Source organism: Paraburkholderia sp. MM5496-R1, from assembly GCF_050436205.1.
GTDB classification, from domain to species: Bacteria; Pseudomonadota; Gammaproteobacteria; order Burkholderiales; family Burkholderiaceae; genus Paraburkholderia; species Paraburkholderia tuberum.
The window spans coordinates 2,278,532-2,297,024 of record NZ_JBNDLT010000003.1 but is presented as its reverse complement, the minus strand read 5'-3'; the positions used below and the strand labels follow the sequence as shown (position 1 = coordinate 2,297,024).

Genomic DNA, 18,493 nt, shown 5'->3' with positions numbered 1-18,493 from the left:
CGGGGCACGGTGCCTGCTCAGGTCACCGGCGCCGGGTTGAACAGCGTCAACGCATTGTGCAGTCCGAGCTTCTCCGCGCAGGTTTCCTTGCGGCCGCTCGCGACTTCGAGCATCAGGCGGAACAGTTCCCAGCCCACCTCCTCGATGCTGGACTGGCCGGTCGCGATCGTGCCGGCGTTGATATCCATCAGATCGTGCCAGCGACGCGCGAGGTCCGAACGCGTCGCGACCTTGATGACCGGTACTTCGGCGAGGCTGTACGGCGTGCCGCGGCCGGTCGTGAACACGTGCAGCGTGATGCCCGAGGCGACCTGCAGCGTGCCGCAGATGAAGTCGCTGGCCGGCGTCGCCGCGTAGATCAGGCCCTTCTGATTGACCTTCTCACCCGGCGACAGCACGCCGGAGATCGCCGAGTTGCCCGACTTGATGATCGAGCCCATCGCCTTTTCGACGATGTTCGAGAGGCCGCCCTTTTTGTTGCCGGGCGTCGTGTTCGCGCTGCGGTCCGCGCCGCCGCGCTTCAGGTAATCGTCGTACCACTGCATCTCGCGGATGATCGCCTGTGCGACGTCCGCATTGGCCGCGCGCGCGGTCAGTTGATCGACGCCGTCGCGCACTTCGGTGACTTCCGAGAACATCACGGTCGCGCCGGCGCGCACCAGCAGGTCCGTTGCGAATCCGACGGCCGGGTTCGCGGTCAGGCCCGAGAACGCGTCGCTACCGCCGCACTGCACGCCGATCACCAGATCCGACGCCGGACAGGTTTCGCGACGGCGGTTGTTCAGGCGCTTCAGATGCCCTTCGGCCATCCTCATGATCGACGTGATCATCGACTGGAAGCCGACGTGCGATTCGTCCTGCAACACCACGACGTCGCCGTTCTGGTCCAGCGCGACATTACCGATGTCCGCGACGTCGTCGACGACCGCCGCCGCCGCGATCGGAATCGTTCCCGGCGGCATCAGACGCTCGGGCTGCAGCTTCTCGCAACCGAGGCTCACCATCATCACTTCGCCGCCGAAGTTCGGGTTCAGCGCGATGTTGCGCACGGTGCGGATCGGCACCATCGCGTCGGGCGCGTCGATCGCGACGCCGCAGCCGTAGGTGTGACCGAGGCTGACGACATCGTCGACATTCGGATATTTCGGCAGCAGCTCGGCCTTGATGCGCGTGACCGCGTGTTGCACGACGTCGGCGACGCACTGCACGGTGGTCGTGATCGCGAGGATGTTGCGCGTGCCCACCGAGCCGTCCGAGTTACGGTAGCCCTCGAACGTATAGCCTTCGAGCGGCGGCATGTCCGGCGCTTTGGTGGTGGCGATCGGCAGGTCTTCGAGTCCCGGCGGGCTCGGCATGCGGATCACGTGTTCGTTGATCCAGCTGCCCTTCGGCAGCGGCTTCAGCGCATAACCGATCACGACGTTATAGCGGATGACCTCGTCGCCCTCGGCGAGATCGGCCACCGCGACCTTGTGGCCCTGCGGCACACGCTCGCGCAGCCTGAGGCCATCGGCAAATACCGCGCCCTCGCCCAGACCGCCGTCGTTGACGACGATCGCGACATTGTCATTGGGATGAACGCGGATGTAGAGCGGAGTTTGTTCCATTGATCGATCCTTGAGGCGTGATAGGCCTGCTTCGCCAGAAATCATACGTCATCCTACAACGTGAAGTTTCGCCTGGATGTTCCGTATTTACCCTATAGCGTGAATTATGCCGTGAAAACCCCGTTGAGTTACCGGATTTGTTGTTGTACGATGACGTATAAGAAATCTGATTTCCAAAGATTTTCTACTAGTACGACGTCCGTTGTACTGGTTGGAACCAACAACGACCCAATCCGACGCCTGGATACTTTGATCATGACGACACCGCAGGAACTCAAGCAGATCGTTTCGGAAGGCCTCCTGTCCTTCCCCGTCACCGACTTCGATGCTAAAGGCGACTTCCGCGCCGACACCTACGCAGAGCGTCTCGAATGGCTCGCTCCGTACGGCGCATCGGCGCTGTTCGTCGCCGGCGGCACGGGCGAATTCTTCTCGCTGACGCAAGACGACTACACGCAAGTAGTCAAGACCGCGGTCGAGGTCTGCAAGGGCAAGGTACCGATCCTCGCCGGCGCCGGCGGCCCGACCCGCGTGGCGATCGCCTACGCGAAGGAAGCGCAGCGCCTCGGCGCGCACGGCATCCTGCTGATGCCGCACTACCTGACCGAAGCAAGCCAGGACGGTATCGCCGAGCACGCCGAAGAGGTCTGCAAGGCTGTTCCGGGCATGGGCATGATCATCTACAACCGCGCGAACTCGAAGCTCAACGCCGACATGCTCGAACGTCTGGCAGACCGTTGCCCGAACCTGATCGGCTTCAAGGACGGCGTGGGCGAGATCGAAAACATGGTGACGATCCGCCGCCGCCTCGGCGAGCGCTTCTCGTACCTCGGCGGCCTGCCGACCGCGGAAGTCTACGCTGCCGCCTACAAGGCGCTGGGCGTGCCGGTGTACTCGTCGGCGGTGTTCAACTTCATTCCGAAGACCGCGATGGACTTCTATCGCGCGATCGCCGCTGACGACCACGCGACGGTCGGCAAGCTGATCGACGAATTCTTCCTGCCGTACCTGAAGATCCGCAACCGCCGTGCCGGCTACGCGGTCAGCATCGTCAAGGCTGGCGCGAAGCTGGTCGGCCACGACGCAGGTCCGGTGCGCGCACCGCTGACCGATCTGACGCCGGAAGAAATGGAACAGCTCGACGCGCTGATCAAGAAGCTCGGACCGCAGTAAGGCACCGGCGTCAGGGCTTCGAGCGAAGTAGCTCGCGAGCCTCATCGATGAGGGCCGCCTAGACGGCCGCGTGGCGAACGCCCGGCACAGCAATGTCGCCGGGCGTTCGTGTGTTTGCCCGACAGGCAGGTGGTCTGCGGGCCACCCGGTGTGCAGACTACACCTCGCCAAACAATACAGGAGATGACCCATGGACTTGAGCCGCTCGGCCAGTTCCACCGACGCCGCTTCTAGCGCGGCACGCACCAAGGTCCGCTACGGGATCCTGCTGCTGATCTTTGTGATCACCACCCTCAACTACGCCGACCGCGCGACGCTGTCCGTCACCGGTTCCGCAATGCGCACCGCGTTCAGCCTCGACGCGATCCGCATGGGCTATATCTTTTCCGCATTCAGCTGGGCTTACGTGCTGTCGCAACTGCCGGCCGGATGGCTGCTCGACCGTTTCGGCGCGCGCCGCGTGTACGCGGCGAGCATCTTCTCGTGGTCGCTATTCACGCTGCTGCAGAGCTCGGTCGGCCTGCTCGGCAGCGCCGGTGCGGCGATTACCGGCCTGTTCGCGCTGCGCTTCGTGATGGGCGCGGCCGAGTCGCCGGCGTTCCCGGCGAACGCGAAGGTCGTCGCGAGCTGGTTCCCGACCAACGAGCGCGGCACCGCGTCGGCGATCTTCAACGCCGCGCAATACTTCGCCGCGGTCGTGTTCACGCCGCTGATGGCGTGGCTCACGCACGCGTTCGGGTGGGAAATGGTCTACGTCGTACTGGGCGTGGCCGGGCTGCTGCTCGCGCTGACGTGGCTGAAGGTCATGAAGAATCCCGCCGACCATCCGCGCGTGTCGCGCGCCGAGCTCGAGTACATCGAGCAAGGCGGCGGCCTCGTCAGCGGTGCGCGCAAGACGCGCCCGGACGATGTTTCGAAGGCCGGCGGCTGGACGCTCGTGCGTCAGTTGCTCAGCAACCGCATGCTGCTCGGCGTCTATCTCGCGCAGTACTGCATCAACGTCCTGACCTACTTCTTCCTGACGTGGTTTCCGATCTACCTCGTGCAGGCGCGCGGCATGACGATCCTGCATGCGGGCCTCGTGGCCTCGCTGCCGGCGATCTGCGGCTTTCTCGGCGGGGTGCTCGGCGGCGTGCTGTCGGACGGAATGATCCGCCGCGGCTGTTCGCTGACCGTCGCGCGAAAGGTGCCGATCGTCGGCGGCATGCTGCTGTCGACCTGCATCATCGGCTGCAACTACGTGTCGACCGACTGGGTCGTCGTCGCGCTGATGTCGCTCGCGTTCTTCGGCAAGGGCATCGGCGCGCTCGGCTGGGCGGTCGTCGCCGATACGTCGCCGAAGGAAGCGCTCGGCTTGTCCGGCGGGATCTTCAACATGTTCGGCAACATCGCCGGCATCGTGACGCCGATCGTGATCGGTTATCTCGTCGCGCGCACGGGCTCGTTCAATGGCGCGCTGGTGTTCGTCGGCGCGAACGCGCTGCTGACCGTGATCAGCTATCTGGTGATCGTCAAGGACATCCGGCGGGTCGAGTTGCGCCCGGCGTGAGCCCGTTATAGGCTTGGTTATCGTCGCGGTTATCGTACTTCCGGCCGACCGACCCGGCGCCTCGCGCGATCTATCCGCGCCGAGGCGCCGAACTTCGGGCCTGCGCCGATATGCGTGACATTTGCGCCGGAAACGATCCGGCCTTCTATAATCAGTCGTCAGACGACGATATAATAAAAATGCACGATTCCCAGCGATCTTTCAAACAAGGAGCGTTTTCGATGGCTACACCACTAGTATCCGCGGCACCGCCACGACGCGCTCGCAATCTTGCCGAGTTCGTCGTCAACTACGTCACCGAGCAGATCGCGGCCAACTTGCTGAAGCCGGGCGACAAACTCCCCACCGAATCGCAGCTGATGAGCACACTCAGCGTGAGCCGCACGGTGATTCGCGAGGCGATCTCGCGCCTGCAGGCAGGCAAGGTCATCGAGACGCGGCACGGTATCGGCAGCTTCGTGCTCGAGCCGCAACGCGAAAAGCTCGGCATCGACATGGTGCCCGCCACCACGCTGCGCGACGTGCTGTGCATTCTGGAGCTGCGCATCAGCCTCGAAACCGAATGCGCCGGTCTCGCCGCGCAACGCGCGAAACCGGACGACCTCGCGCGCATGCGCACCGCGCTCGACGCGATCGAGGCCACGCGCCACAACGGGCTCGACAGCGTGCAGGCCGACCTGCAGTTCCACATCTCGGTCGCACGCGCAACCGGCAACCGCTATTTCGTCGACATCCTGTCGCAAATGGGCAGCGCGCTGATTCCGCGCAACCGGCTCGACTCGGCCGGCATCGCGCGCGCCGATCCTGATGCGTATCTGTCGCTCGTGAACCTCGAGCATGAAAGCATCCTCGAGGCGATCAGCCGGCACGACGCCGAAGGCGCACGCGCGGCGATGCGCATGCATCTGTCGAATAGCCGCGAGCGGCTGCGTCGCGCGAATGAAGTGAGCGAAGCGAACAGCTGATTCTCACGAAGCGCGCGGGCGAAAAAAATGGCCGGGAATCTCCCGGCCATTTTTTTATCTTGCGATTGCGTCCGCCCTTCCCTTCGATCCGTGCCCGGCCGACCGGCCCGGGCACGCATCCGTTCAGGACGGCGTCACGCGATTAACCGCGCGTGAGTTCGCCATCGCGACGACGCCACAGTTCGAGCGGATTGCCGTCAGCCAGCGTTTCCGGCAGCAACTCGGCCGGGAAGTCCTGGTAGCAGACCGGGCGCAGGAAGCGGTCGATCGACGTGGTGCCGACCGAGGTCGCTCGGCTATCCGACGTCGCCGGGAACGGGCCGCCGTGGACCATCGCGTGGCACACTTCGACGCCGGTCGGGAAGCCGTTGACCAGAATCCGGCCGGCCTTGCGCTCGAGAATCGGCACCAGCTTCTTCGCAGCCGCCACGTCGGCGCTGTCCATCTGCAGCGTCGCGGTCAGCTGGCCGGCGAAGTGTTCGGCGACCTTCAGCATTTCCTGCTCGTCCTTGCAGCGGATGATCGTCGACACCGGGCCGAATACTTCGTCTTCGAGCGCCGGGTTCGCGAGGAACGTCTGCGCGTCGGTCACGAATAGCGCCGCGCAAGCCTGGGTCGGGCCGGTCGCGGCGACGCCGCGTGCCACGACTTCGACGCCCTTCGTCGCGGCCAGCTTGCCTTCGCCCTCCTCATACGCGGCGTGAATGCCCGAGGTCAGCATGGTCTGCGCCGGCTTCGCCGCGAGCGCTTCCGATGCCGTCGCGACGAAGCCCTTCAGCGCGTCGCTGTCGATCGCGATGGCGAGGCCCGGGTTGGTGCAGAACTGGCCCGCGCCGAGCACGAGCGAGTCGACGAAACCGCGCGCGATGCCGTTGCCGCGTGCCGCAAGAGCGTTGGGCAGCAGGAATACCGGGTTGATGCTGCTCATTTCCGCGTACACCGGGATCGGCTCCGGACGCGCCGCCGCGACGCGCATCAGCGAAGTGCCGCCCGCGCGCGAACCGGTGAAGCCGACCGCCTTGATGGCCGGGTGCGCAACCAGTGCCTCGCCGACCGAGTTACCCGCGCCGACGATCATCGAGAACACGCCTTCGGGCAGATCCATTTCCTGCGCGACGCGCTGGATCACGCGACCGACCAGCTCCGACGTGCCGAGGTGAGCGCGATGCGCCTTCACGACGACCGGGCAGCCAGCAGCCAGCGCCGCGGCGGTGTCGCCACCCGCTACCGAGAACGCGAGCGGGAAGTTGCTCGCGCCGAACACCGCGACCGGACCGAGCGCGATCTTCTGCATGCGCAGATCCGAGCGCGGCAGCGGCTTGCGCTCCGGCAGCGGCGAATCAAGCGTAGCGTTGAGCCACTGGCCCGCGCGCACGGTCTGCGCGAACAGCTTCAACTGGCCGGTGGTGCGGCCGCGCTCGCCTTCCAGACGCGCCTTCGGCAGTCCCGATTCAGCCTGCGCGCGCTCGATCAGCTCGTCGCCGAGCGCGGTGATGCCGTCAGCGATACGGTCCAGGAACTCGGCGCGCACTGCGAGCGGCAGTTGACGGTAGGCGTCGAACGCCTGTTGCGCGAGCGTGCAGGCCTGCTCGACGTTCTCGACGGTGCCGCTGCCGAACACCGGCTCGGCAATCTCCGAACCCGTGGCAGGATTGAACGCGCGCAGCGGTTTTTCTTCGCCGCGCACGGCTTTGCGACCGATCAGCATTTCGCCGGTAATAGGCATTTTTGACTTTCCTTTAATGAAGGCTAAAGATATAGGTCATCCTACAACATCGCGGGGGCCCTATGCAACCCGAAACGCTTGTCTGACAGGCGCATACGGGTATACTCGCCCATTACAACCGGGCCGCGCGGTGCTAATCTGTAGCTAGTCATACGACGACTTATAACTCGCATTTCGCGGTTTAGCATTGTCGCAGCTTTTCCCGATCCATCGCAGTTCGAGGAGACACCGCATGCCCGCCGTCACGCCTTACGAATCCTTGCCCAACCGCTTCCGGCGCGCGGTGCGCGAGGGAAAAACCCAGATCGGCTGCTGGGCGTCGCTCGCCAGCCCGATCGCCACTGAACTGCTGGGCACGGTCGGCTTCGACTGGATGCTGCTGGACGCCGAACACGCGCCCAACGACGTGCTCACGCTGATCCCGCAGTTGATGGCGCTCAAGGACAGCGGCAGCGCACCGGTCGTCCGACCACCGGCCAACGACAGCGTCGTGATCAAACGTTTTCTCGACTGCGGCTTCTCGAACTTCCTCGTGCCCTTCGTCGACAGCGCCGACGACGCCGCCCGCGCGGTCGCGTCGACACGCTATCCGCCGCAGGGCATTCGCGGCGTATCGGTCGGCCATCGCGGCAATCGCTACGGCACCGTGTCCGACTACTTCGCGATCGCCAACGACAATGTCTGCGTGATCGCGCAGATCGAAAGCCGCAAGGCGGTCGAGAATATCGACAGCATCCTCGCGGTGGACGGCATCGACGCGGTCTTCATCGGTCCGTCCGACCTCGCGGCGTCGTATGGCCACCTCGGCAATGCGAGCCATCCGGACGTGCAGCAGGCGATCGCGCATGTGGTCGCCCGCGCGCAGGCGGCCGGCAAGTCGAGCGGCATTCTCGCGCCGGTGCAGGCCGACGCGGAACGATATCTGTCGATGGGCGCGCGCGTCGTCGCGGTCTGCGCGGATCTCGGGTTGCTCAAGGGCGCCGCGCAGGTGGCACAGAAACACTTCATGCAGAAACCGGCGGGTGAGGCTTGAACGCGGCCGCCACGACATCTTCGGAGCATTCCATGCAAACAGCAGGCTTTATCGGACTCGGCATCATGGGCAAGCCCATGGCCGCCAACCTTCTGAAAAACGGCGTGTCGCTCGCCGCCTTTACGCGTAGCGGCGTGCCCGCCGAGCTCACGCAGGCCGGCGCCGTCGCATGCGAGAACCCCGCCGCGGTCGCCGCCAACGCGGACGTGATCTTCATCATGGTGCCTGACACGCCGGACGTCGAACGCGTGCTGTTCGGCGAGAACGGCCTCGCGAGCGCGCTGCGCGCCGGCCAGACGGTCGTCGACATGAGCTCGATCTCGCCGATGGCGACCCGCGATTTCGCGGCGCGCGTGCGCGAATCCGGTGCCGATTATCTCGACGCGCCAGTGTCCGGTGGCGAAGTCGGCGCGAAGGCCGGCTCGCTGACCATCATGGTCGGGGGCGAACAGGCCACGTTCGACAGCGTGAAGCCCCTGTTCGACATGATGGGCAAGAACGTCACGCTGATCGGCGCGGTCGGCGCGGGCCAGGTGTGCAAGGTCGCCAACCAGGTGATCGTCGCGGCGACCATCGAGGCGGTCGGCGAAGCGCTGCTGCTCGCGTCGAAGGCGGGTGTCGATGCGGCGCGCGTGCGTGAGGCGCTGATGGGCGGCTTCGCATCGTCGCGCATTCTCGAAGTGCACGGCGAGCGCATGACCAGGCGCACGTTCGATCCGGGCTTCCGCATCGAACTGCACCAGAAGGACCTGAACCTCGCGCTGTCGACCGCGCAGGCGCTCGGCGTGTCGCTGCCGAACACCGCCACCTGCCAGGCGCTGTTCAACGCGTGCGTCGCGCACGGCGGCAAGGCGTGGGACCACTCGGCGATGGTGCGCGCGCTCGAAGTGCTCGCGAATCACGAGATCGGTCAGAAGAGCGCGTGATTTGACGTAGGTTCGAAATAGTTGCGATCGGGTTGTCCGTCGGTCTTCAAGTGACTGATGGCCGGCTCGATTGCACTTTGCATTCTTGGGCATCGTACGTAGTTTGCGCGTGATGCCTTCTCCCCCTTCTCCCTCTTCCGGGCCGTAGAGCCTTTCGCCGCCTAACGCGACCCCTTTATCGTGTTTAGCGATGGACTCCCGGCCCCGTGTCTCCTCGGATTGCCGTCTGCTGCCGTGCGTTAGCCAGTGGCTAGCGCATGACCACGAGCGATATGCAGTCAAAAACTCGCACCTCATCGGATCAATTGGACACAAGAATCATCCATCGCCCATTTCCTGTCCCTGTGGTCGACGTTATTTTGGCGGGGTTCTTGTGGGAGACAACGATGATTTCAACACAACCACAGCCCCTTGACGAAGCCCTGGCGGCGCTACAGGGAACCGCCAGCCAATTTGCCGCCACATGCATCAGAGACGAACGTGTTCGAGCGCAATACCTGCGTGATATTCAAGCCATGAGTGGCAATTTCCAGCAGCGGGTCAGAAGCGGGGGCCTCAGTGTTGCCGAAGCGGCAGAACAAGCTCATGCCATGCGTCAGCAAATCCTCGAATTGACTCGTATGCGCACGAGTCCGACGATCAGGGCATATGTGACGAACCTCAAGAGGACCAGCCCCTCGCTGGCCAGTTTGGCCGAAAAGAACGCGCAGGCACTCTTCAAACGTCCGGTTTCAGCCTTATCCGAGACCGAGCAATCTGCTGTCTGGCTGCGCATCGTCCAAAGTGCCGGCACCGACCGGACTTCGGCCAGTACGCTCGCCCGAAAGCTTGGCACGGTGGGTCGCCGCCTCCTTCTGGTGTCCGTCGCCGTCGGGGTCTATGAAGTCTACAAGGCAGAGAACAAGCCGCGCGAGATTGCCCGCCGAGGCACAATAGCAGCAGCCGGTGCATGGGGTGGATGGGCCGTCAGTACCGGTGCGGTTGCCACCGGCGTGTGTACAGCAACGGCACCTGTCTGCGTGGTTGGCGCGGTGGCGCTCATCGGGGGCATACTTTTCGCCTTCGGCAGTGACATCGTATTCGGTACTGTCTATCAGACGACGATGCGCCGATAAGCTGGCAGTCACTCAAGCACATTAGCAATGCGATGCTCAAGCACGTTCACTGCAGACGCCCATGTTGAAGCCCGATGAAGTCGAACGCCGCCTTCCGGTGTGGGTTGCGCTCTCCGAACTCTTCCTTGATGCGGAATTCGATGAGATTGCCTGCCGGTACGTCGCGGAAAGACTGCGGTGTTCAGGTTTTGGGCTGCAGGAGTTGGAAGACATCCTGCGCGACGAGGTGGCGCCGGCGTTCCTGCCAAATTTCCTCGTGGCCGGCGAATGGAGCGGGTGGAGCCCTGAGGCGGTGCGGGACATCGTCCTGAGTCACCTTGAGAAACAATCCAACCGCCCGCGCCTGCCGGTCATCTTGCGGCGCAGATGGCGACAATGGACGATGGAGCCCGTTGCTAGGGATTGGGAAAAGGTCAAAGCAACGCTGATCTCAGTCTCCGCGAGCTAACTGGGTCAAAGAGCGGACAAGAAGGGCTGTCGATCCGAGCCTGCCAGGAGAACACGCCGATTGCAAACACGACCCGTTTCGAATGCAAGCAACTACAACAATGGGCAGGATTTTGGTCCGGAATTATGGGCTACACGACGGCTTCATTTCTTGACGAATTAAAGAGGCTTCTCAGCGAGTAGTTTGTCGCGATGCTCGCGCCACAACACCAGCATCCAGTCGACCGCCTCAAACCCGCAAATAAAAAAACGGCGCCCACTCGTGGGCGCCGCTTCTTTCACAACATCGGCCCACTAAAGCCAACCGCACTTCACATTACTTCGCCGTCACCGCACCGGCCGACGCCCACTTCGGCTCCGGCATCTTTTCCGAACTCCTGGCCATCAGGCAGACCACGACCGCGGCAATCAGATCGAACACCGCCAGCACGACGAACAGCGGGCTATAGCCGATCTGCGTGACGAGCACACCGAACAGCGCGGTGAACGCCGCGGCGCCCAGATATCCAGCCATGCCGCCCATGCCCGTCGCGGTCGCGACCTCGTGCTTGCCGAACATGTCCGAGGTGATCGCGTACAGTGCGCCCGACAACGTCTGGTGCGCGAAGCCGCCGACGCACAGCAGCGCCACCGCCATGTACGGGCTCTCGACGAGACCGACACACGCCGGCCCGATCATGAACAGCGCACCGACCACGAACACCATCTTGCGCGACGTGAACAGCGACACCTTCGCGTACTTGTGGAACAGCGGGCTCAGATAACCGCCGAGCACGCAGCCGATGTCGGCGGCGAGGAACGGCATCCACGCGAACATCGCGACTTCCTTCAGGTTCATGTGACGCTCGGTCATCATGTACAACGGAATCCACGCGTTGAACGTTTGCCAGGCCGGCTCGGACAGAATTCGCGGAATACCGATCGCCCAGAAATCGCGGCTCGCCAGCATCGCGCGCCAGTTGCGCTTCGGCGCGTTGATGTCATCGTGATGCTTCGCTTCCTGGCCGCTCAGAATGTACTCGCGCTCCGCGTTGGCCAGCAGCTTCTGGTTGCGCGGATGCTTGTAGATGGTCATCCACAGCACGCTCCATACGATACCCGCCACGCCGACGATCACGAACGCGAGTTGCCAGCGGCCGTGAAACAGTGCCCACACGACGAGCGGCGGCGCAAGCACCGCGCCAATCGACGAGCCAATGTTGAACCAGCCGATCGCAACCGAACGCTCTTTCGCCGGGAACCACTCGCTGGTCGCCTTCACGCCAGCCGGAATCCCGGCCGATTCGGCGAGACCCAGGATACCGCGGAACACTGCGAGGCTGCGCCAGCCCGTCGCCCATGCCGCCGCCGCGCAAGCCACCGACCACGCCAGCGCGAACACCGCGAAGCCGACCTTGGTGCCGATCGTGTCGAGCACGAAACCGGCGACCGGCTGCATGAACGCATAGCAGAGCTGCCACGCCACGACCACGTGCGAATACTGCTCGGTCGTGATGTTCAGCTCCTTCATCATCGTCGGAGCCGCAACCGACAACGTGTTACGCGCCAGGTAGTTGATGATCAGGCCGGCCGCGACCAGCGCGACCATCCACCAGCGAATACCCTTGATCTTCATTGCTGCTACTCCTCGTGATGCATTGCCCGTCAAGCCGAACGGGACTCAAGCCTTGCGCGAATAGTCGATGCCGACGAAGCTACCGCCCTGGTAGCGCTGGCACAGCTCATCGAGCGGATTCGGGCGCGACAGGATGTCTTGCGCGTAGTCCTCGGCGTTCTGCTTCGGCTCGTAGCCAAGACGCGCGGCGCCGCTGTTGTCCCACCAGCTGCGCGTATTGGCCGACACGCCCCAGATGGTCAGGAAGCCGACGTCTTCCGCCTCGATGCAGCGCTCGAGGAAATGCATCAGGTCCTTGTGGCCGAACCAGGTGCTCAGATGGCGCTGCTCGGTCGGACGCTCGAGGCAGCTGCCGATCCGAACGCACACGCTTTCGATGCCGTGCTTGTCCCAGTACATGCGCGCGAGCGCTTCGCCCCACACCTTCGACAGGCCGTAGAAGCCGTCCGGGCGCAGTTCGCAGTCGAGGCTCAGATGCTCGGTGACCGGATACATGCCGATCGCGTGGTTCGAGCTCGCGAACACGATGCGCTTCACGCCGTTGCGGCGCGCGCCTTCGTAGACTTCGACGAGGCCGCGCAGGTTGTTCTCGATGATCTCGGGCAGCGGACGCTCGACGCTCGTGCCGGCGAAATGGATCAGCACGTCCACGCCGTTCAGCAGACGGTCGACCACCGCCGGATCGCGCAGGTCGCCGTTCATCACGTCTTCGCCGTCGACGAGCGGCGTCAGGACTTTGGAGCCCGCGGCCGAGCGCAACGGCACGCCACGCGCGACGAATTCAGCACGTACCACGGAGCCGAGCTGGCCGCCGGCGCCACTCAGGGCAATCTTCTTCATAGGGGTTCCTTTTACTGCGCCGCGCGCGAGGTCTTCAGAGAACAGACAGAGGATCTGAGCGGCCGGCGAATCGCGCTGCGCGCGTCGCATAACACACTCAAGTTGTACGATAACGTACTATCGACGATGAGCAAGCGGATTTCAACTCCGCATTTACCCTTAAATTACTGCGCGTCGGTTTCGTAGCTCTTTAAAAAACAAAGGCATAGGAACGTCGCGTTGGTGCGACATCGTATAACTCGAAGTGGATTTTTGTTCCAGGAGTGGATTTACCCGACGCCAGCGGGCGCGTGGCGTCCGACGCGAGCGGCGTCCGTATGCCGCCCGCGCCCTCAACAGATCACATCGTTACGTTCGCTCAGGCGCCGATGAATTCGAGCAGATCGGCATTGACCTTGTCGGCCTCCACCGTGCACATGCCGTGCTGGCCGCCCGGATAAACCTTCAGCGTTGCGTTCTTGACGATCTCCGCGGTGCGTCGGCCGGCTGCGTCGATCGGCACGATCTGGTCGTCGTCGCCGTGCAGCACCAGGGTCGGCACGTCGATCTTCTTCAGATCTTCGGTGTAGTCGACTTCGGAGAACTGCTCGATGCAGTCATATAGCCCCTTGATCGAACCGGCCATGCCCTGGCGCCAGAATGAATCGATCACGCCCTGCGACACCTTCGCGCCCTCCCGGTTGTAGCCGTAGAACGGCACGGCCAGATCCTTGAAGAACTGCGAGCGATCGTCCGCGACGCCCTTGCGGATGCCGTCGAACACGTCGATCGGCAGGCCGAGCGGATTATCGGCGGTCTTCAGCATCAGCGGCGGCACCGCGCCGATCAGCACAGCCTTCGCGACGCGCCCCGTGCCATGCCGGCCGATGTAATGCGCAACTTCGCCACCGCCTGTCGAATGGCCGACCAGCGTCGCGTCCTGCAGATCGAGATGTTCGATCAGCGCGGCGAGATCGTCGGCGTAGGTGTCCATCTCGTTGCCGTCCCACGGCTGCTCCGAGCGGCCGTGACCGCGCCGGTCGTGCGCGATCACGCGAAAGCCCTTGCTGCCGAGAAACAGCATCTGCGCATCCCATGCATCGGCGGTCAGCGGCCAGCCGTGCGAAAACACGACCGGGCGGCCATGGCCCCAGTCCTTGTAGAAAATCGAGGTACCGTCTTTCGTCCTGATCGTGCTCATCTGCTGACTCCTTGTCGATGAAGTCTGCCGTCGCCGGCAGGTGGATGAAGCGCAAGCTGCTCACGAAGCATGCGCGCGACGCATGACAGAACGCCGTGCGAATGCGGAAATGAGTCATGACCTATTGAGAAATTCCGCCGCGAAATAACATCAACACCAAACGAATGGCGAACGGATAATGCGCAACGAATACTGAAGAGAAATCGCTGAAACGGCCACGCGGCAGCGTGCATCGTAGAAGTAAAAAAATCGCCTGACCAGCACGCCCACCGACGAAGTCGGTTTGGATGGATCGATTGTCGGCTGGCGACAGACACCGCCCGCGACCTTGCCGCGCAAGGCTGCGCGAAACGCATTGCTGCAGCGCGGTCGATTGACGCAGCTCACGCGACGAGGCACACACGGCCACGTATCAGCCGCCAAAAGAAACTTGATATTCAACAATGGCTTGCCTCATCGATAAGCGTATTTCGCATAAAACAAGGCGGTTTTTTGACGCACATCGCATCGCAACACTTTTTGTTTCGATCCCCTACTCTTGCGCCATCTGCCCAGCGCAGTGCGCACCGACATCGGTCGACGCGCGTAAGTCTGCTCACGCGGCCATCACGCACAACAGGATCATGAACTCCGCACTATCGGCATTCGATCTCGCGCGCATTCAGTTCGCGTTCACCGTTTCTTTTCACATCGTTTTCCCCGCGCTCAGCATCGGTCTCGCCAGTTTCATCGCCGTTCTCGAATGGCGTTGGCTGAAAACCGGCAAGGCCTACTACAAAGATCTTTGTCTGTTCTGGTCGAAGATCTTCGCGGTGGCCTTCGGCATGGGCGTCGTCTCCGGCGTCGTGATGAGCTATCAGTTCGGCACCAACTGGTCGGGCTTCTCGAGTTTCGCCGGGCCGATCACCGGTCCGCTGCTGATGTACGAGGTGATGACCGCATTTTTTCTCGAAGCGGGCTTCCTCGGCATCATGCTGTTCGGCTGGCAGCGCGTGAGTCCGCGGGCGCACTTCGGCGCGACGCTGATGGTCGCGATCGGCACGCTGATCTCGACCTTCTGGATTCTCGCGTCCAATAGCTGGATGCAGACGCCGCAGGGCTTCGAGGTCGTCGACGGTCATGTCGTGCCGCTCGACTGGTTCAAGATCATCTTCAATCCGTCGTTCCCCTACCGGCTCGCGCATATGGCGCTCGCGGCGTTCATCGTCGCGGGGCTGGTGGTCGCGGCGGTCGGCGCGTGGCATCTGCTGCGCGGCCGGCGCGATCCCGCCGTCAAGAAGATGTTCTCGATGGCGCTGTGGCTGCTGTTGATCCTCACGCCGATCCAGGCTTTCGTCGGCGATCAGCACGGCCTCAATACGCGCAAGTATCAGCCGGCGAAGATCGCGGCGATCGAAGGCTTGTGGGATACCGAAAAAGGCGGCACCGCGCTGAACCTGTTCGGCATCCCCGACATGAAGGCGGAGACCACGCGCTACGCGGTGTCGGTGCCGCACCTCGGCAGCCTGATCCTCACGCATAGCTGGGACGGCGAAATCCGCGGTCTGAAGGAATTTCCGCCTCAGGACCGGCCGGATTCGACCGTCGTGTTCTGGAGCTTCCGCATCATGGCCGGCCTCGGCGTGCTGATGATCGCGATGTCGATCGCGGCCTGGGTGCTGCGCCGGCGCGGGCGCCTGTTCGAAGCGAAGTGGTTCCAGCGGCTGTGTGTCGCGATGGGGCCGAGCGGCTTCATCACGCTGCTGGCCGGCTGGGTCACCACCGAAGCGGGCCGTCAACCGTGGGTCGTGTACGGCGTGATGCGCACGTCGCAGGCGGTGTCGCCGCTGACCACGCAGCAGGTCGGTCTGTCGCTGATGACGTTCGTGGCCGTCTACTTCCTCGTGTTCGGCACCGGCATCTACTACATGCTGAAGCTGATGCGCTCCGGTCCCGCGCTGCCTGGCGGCAAGGCGAACGAGATGTCCCACGGCCTGCCGCAGCCGACGCTCGCGCAGACCGCGCGCCGCCCGCTGTCCGCCGCCGATCAGATGATCGACGCCGTCTAACCTACGCTTCGAGAGAAAGAAAAAATGGACGTAACCGTCGTATGGGCCGCGATCATCGCGCTGGGCCTTTTCATGTACGTGGTGCTGGACGGCTTCGACCTCGGCATCGGCATCGTCTTTCCGTTCTTCCCCGACGAAAAGGAACGCGACCTGATGATGAACACGGTCGCGCCGGTGTGGGACGGCAACGAAACCTGGCTCGTGCTCGGCGGCGCCGCGCTGTTCGCGGTGTTTCCGGTCGTCTACTCGACCGTGCTGTCGGCGCTCTATCTGCCGCTCGTGTTCATGCTCGTGTGCCTGATCTTTCGCGGCGTGTCGTTCGAGATCCGCGCGAAGTCGCGGCGCACGAAGCATCTGTGGGATCTCGCGTTCATCGGCGGCTCGGCGGGCGCGGCGTTCTTCCAGGGCATCGTGCTCGGCGCGTTCCTGCAAGGCATTCCGGTCGCCGATGGCGCCTATGCCGGCGACGCGTTCGGCTGGCTCACGCCGTTCAGCCTGCTGACGGGCCTCGGACTCGTCGCGACCTACGCGCTGCTCGGCTGCTGCTGGCTCATCGCGAAGACCGAGGGCGATCTGCAGCGACGGCTGCATCGCGTGGTCTGGCCGCTGACGCTGGTGCTGCTCGGCTTCATCGCGCTCGTGAGCCTGTGGACACCGCTGATGGATGCGGGCATCGCGCAACGCTGGTTCCATGACGGGATCTTCTACCGTCTGCTGCCGGTGCCGTTCCTCGTCGCGATCTGCGCGTTTTTCATGCATCGCGCGGTGCGCGCGCGCCATCACAACACGCCGTTCGTGCTCGCGCTGGCGCTCGTGCTGCTCGGCTATCTCGGGCTGCTCGTGAGTCTGTGGCCGTATGCGATTCCGTCGAGCATCACGCTATGGGAAGCCGCCGCGCCACGCTCGAGCCAGACGTTCACGCTGGCCGGCGCGGCGGTGATCCTGCCGATCATCGTCGCCTATACGACGATGGGTTACTGGGTCTTTCGAGGCAAGGTGCGTCATGGCGACCAACATCACTATCACTGAAACGCGCGGTGCCAGTGCGTCGGCTCCCACCGCCACTGCCGCGACGCCCAGCCGCAAACTGCCGGGCTGGCTCTGGTTCATCGCGCTATGGTGCTTCGGCGTGACCGCGGCGATGTCGCTCGGCTTCGCCTTCAAGCTTCTCATGAATGCGACGCTGTTCGCGGTCAGATAGCGGCGCGCGAACCCGTGTCGATCCGGCGAGCATAACCTTCCGGATCGTGCGCGTCAGCGCTTCAAAAACGGGGCGCGCGACTCGTCTACGTAGCAAGCCGGAACCTATGCGCGGGAGACCTGCCTTAACATCACGAAGCGCATCGAACGATGCCGGCAGCCGGCCACGCGCGTCGCAGCGCAACTGCGCAGCCTGCAACTGCGGCATGTGCAACGGCGGCAGCCCTCAACGGACAGGCTCGACTCGCGGAGACATCATGAAGTTTCTTGTAGCCGACGACCATGAACTGATCCGGCAAGGCGTCAAAGGCATGCTGCGCGGCTTCGATCCCGACGCCCAGTTCGACGAAGCCGACAGTTGGGAAACCCTTGCGACCGCCGCGCGCCCCGACGCGAATCACGATCTCGCGATCGTCGATCTGCATATGCCGGGCATGAGCGGCGCGACGTCGCTCGAAACGCTGCTGAAGGCGAATCCGGCGCTGCCGGTCGTGGTGCTGTCCGCCGAGGAATCGCCCGACGAGATGCGCGCGGTGCTCGCGGCCGGCGCGCTCGGCTTCGTCCCCAAGCGCCAGCCCGCCAGCGTGATGCTGAAGGCGATCGAACTGGTGCTGTCCGGCGGTGCCTATGTGCCGATGGAGGCGCTGAGTCTGCTCGGCTCGCGCGAGACGCAGGCGAGGGCCGATGCGGATGGATCGGCACGTGTGCCGGCCCCGGGCGCCGCCGCGCAAGCCGTCCGCGGGCCGGGCCCCGGCACCGTCCCGCAGCTCGAACCGGTCACGCAGGTACCGTCGCTGCAGCCGCATCAGCAGCATCTGCTGGAGAACCTGTCACCACGTCAGCAGGACATCATGCGGCTCGTGCATCGCGGCTGGACCAACAAGATGATCGCGCGCGATCTCGGCGTCGCCGAAGGCACGGTGAAGGTGCATCTGTCGGTGATCTTTCGGGCGCTTGGTGTGCATAACCGGTCGACGGCGATCGCCGTAATCAATGGATGGCTGGAGGCCGGGAAGACGTTGTAGCGCTTTGTGCTGCGCCGCAAGCCCAACCCGTCTTGGTTTCCAGC

16 protein-coding genes are annotated in these 18,493 nt (G+C 63.8%); 11 read left to right on the top strand and 5 right to left on the bottom strand.

Annotated features, from left to right (window positions below; genetic code table 11):
* Positions 1–17 precede the first annotated feature (17 nt).
* Complete coding sequence (gene garD, locus OKW38_RS36740; protein ID WP_429365329.1) at positions 18–1,607, bottom strand: galactarate dehydratase; 1,590 nt, start codon at positions 1,605–1,607, stop codon at positions 18–20.
* A 255-nt stretch (positions 1,608–1,862) separates the two neighbouring features.
* On the opposite strand from garD, the gene kdgD reads away from it, so the two are divergent.
* From kdgD to OKW38_RS36725, 3 genes are all read left to right on the top strand, one after another.
* Entirely contained in the window at positions 1,863–2,780 is a 918-nt protein-coding gene (gene kdgD / locus OKW38_RS36735; protein ID WP_090806087.1) for a 5-dehydro-4-deoxyglucarate dehydratase, read from the top strand.
* Between the two features lie 190 nt (positions 2,781–2,970).
* Positions 2,971–4,329, top strand: a complete 1,359-nt coding sequence (locus OKW38_RS36730) for an MFS transporter (protein WP_429365328.1) — start codon at positions 2,971–2,973, stop codon at positions 4,327–4,329.
* Positions 4,330–4,550: 221 nt separating this feature from the next.
* Positions 4,551–5,294, top strand: a complete 744-nt coding sequence (locus tag OKW38_RS36725; protein WP_429365327.1) for a FadR/GntR family transcriptional regulator — start codon at positions 4,551–4,553, stop codon at positions 5,292–5,294.
* A 142-nt stretch (positions 5,295–5,436) separates the two neighbouring features.
* Here OKW38_RS36725 and OKW38_RS36720 read toward each other — a convergent pair whose 3' ends face one another.
* Positions 5,437–7,020 carry an aldehyde dehydrogenase (NADP(+)) gene (locus OKW38_RS36720; RefSeq protein ID WP_429334017.1) on the bottom strand — a complete coding sequence of 528 codons (1,584 nt, stop codon included), beginning with the start codon at positions 7,018–7,020 and terminating at the stop codon, positions 5,437–5,439.
* A gap of 232 nt (positions 7,021–7,252) precedes the next feature.
* Here OKW38_RS36720 and garL point away from each other — a divergent pair, with 232 nt between their 5' ends.
* From garL to OKW38_RS36700, 4 genes are all read left to right on the top strand, one after another.
* Complete coding sequence (garL, locus tag OKW38_RS36715) at positions 7,253–8,053, top strand: 2-dehydro-3-deoxyglucarate aldolase (RefSeq protein WP_429334018.1); 801 nt, start codon at positions 7,253–7,255, stop codon at positions 8,051–8,053.
* On the top strand, positions 8,050–8,979 hold the full coding sequence (locus OKW38_RS36710; RefSeq protein ID WP_260321425.1) for a 2-hydroxy-3-oxopropionate reductase: 930 nt from the start codon (positions 8,050–8,052) through the stop codon (positions 8,977–8,979). The genes garL and OKW38_RS36710 overlap by 4 nt, the downstream gene beginning before the upstream one ends.
* A 257-nt stretch (positions 8,980–9,236) precedes the next feature.
* On the top strand, positions 9,237–10,094 hold the full coding sequence (locus OKW38_RS36705; protein WP_429365326.1) for a hypothetical protein: 858 nt from the start codon (positions 9,237–9,239) through the stop codon (positions 10,092–10,094).
* A gap of 61 nt (positions 10,095–10,155) precedes the next feature.
* Positions 10,156–10,542, top strand: coding sequence for a DUF7079 family protein (locus OKW38_RS36700; RefSeq protein WP_090806099.1), 387 nt, complete (start codon positions 10,156–10,158; stop codon positions 10,540–10,542).
* Between the two features lie 315 nt (positions 10,543–10,857).
* On the opposite strand, the gene OKW38_RS36695 is transcribed toward OKW38_RS36700, so the two are convergent.
* The 3 genes from OKW38_RS36695 to OKW38_RS36685 form a co-directional block, all read right to left on the bottom strand.
* Positions 10,858–12,156, bottom strand: a complete 1,299-nt coding sequence (locus OKW38_RS36695; RefSeq protein ID WP_090806101.1) for an MFS transporter — start codon at positions 12,154–12,156, stop codon at positions 10,858–10,860.
* Between the two features lie 45 nt (positions 12,157–12,201).
* Positions 12,202–12,996: an NAD-dependent epimerase/dehydratase family protein gene (locus OKW38_RS36690; protein ID WP_184067005.1), complete on the bottom strand. Its 795-nt coding sequence runs from the start codon at positions 12,994–12,996 to the stop codon at positions 12,202–12,204.
* A gap of 358 nt (positions 12,997–13,354) precedes the next feature.
* On the bottom strand, positions 13,355–14,176 hold the full coding sequence (locus tag OKW38_RS36685; RefSeq protein ID WP_018420811.1) for an alpha/beta fold hydrolase: 822 nt from the start codon (positions 14,174–14,176) through the stop codon (positions 13,355–13,357).
* Between the two features lie 623 nt (positions 14,177–14,799).
* Here OKW38_RS36685 and OKW38_RS36680 point away from each other — a divergent pair.
* From OKW38_RS36680 to OKW38_RS36665, 4 genes are all read left to right on the top strand, one after another.
* Positions 14,800–16,224 (top strand): cytochrome ubiquinol oxidase subunit I, encoded by a 1,425-nt coding sequence (locus OKW38_RS36680; RefSeq protein ID WP_429365325.1) that lies wholly within the window; start codon positions 14,800–14,802, stop codon positions 16,222–16,224.
* Between the two features lie 24 nt (positions 16,225–16,248).
* Positions 16,249–17,253: a cytochrome d ubiquinol oxidase subunit II gene (cydB, locus tag OKW38_RS36675; RefSeq protein ID WP_187610209.1), complete on the top strand. Its 1,005-nt coding sequence runs from the start codon at positions 16,249–16,251 to the stop codon at positions 17,251–17,253.
* Positions 17,228–17,425 (top strand): hypothetical protein, encoded by a 198-nt coding sequence (locus OKW38_RS36670; RefSeq protein ID WP_184067254.1) that lies wholly within the window; start codon positions 17,228–17,230, stop codon positions 17,423–17,425. Before cydB ends, OKW38_RS36670 begins: the two co-directional genes overlap by 26 nt.
* 256 nt (positions 17,426–17,681) lie before the next feature.
* Complete coding sequence (locus OKW38_RS36665) at positions 17,682–18,449, top strand: response regulator (protein ID WP_429365324.1); 768 nt, start codon at positions 17,682–17,684, stop codon at positions 18,447–18,449.
* The last annotated feature ends 44 nt before the right edge of the window (positions 18,450–18,493 follow it).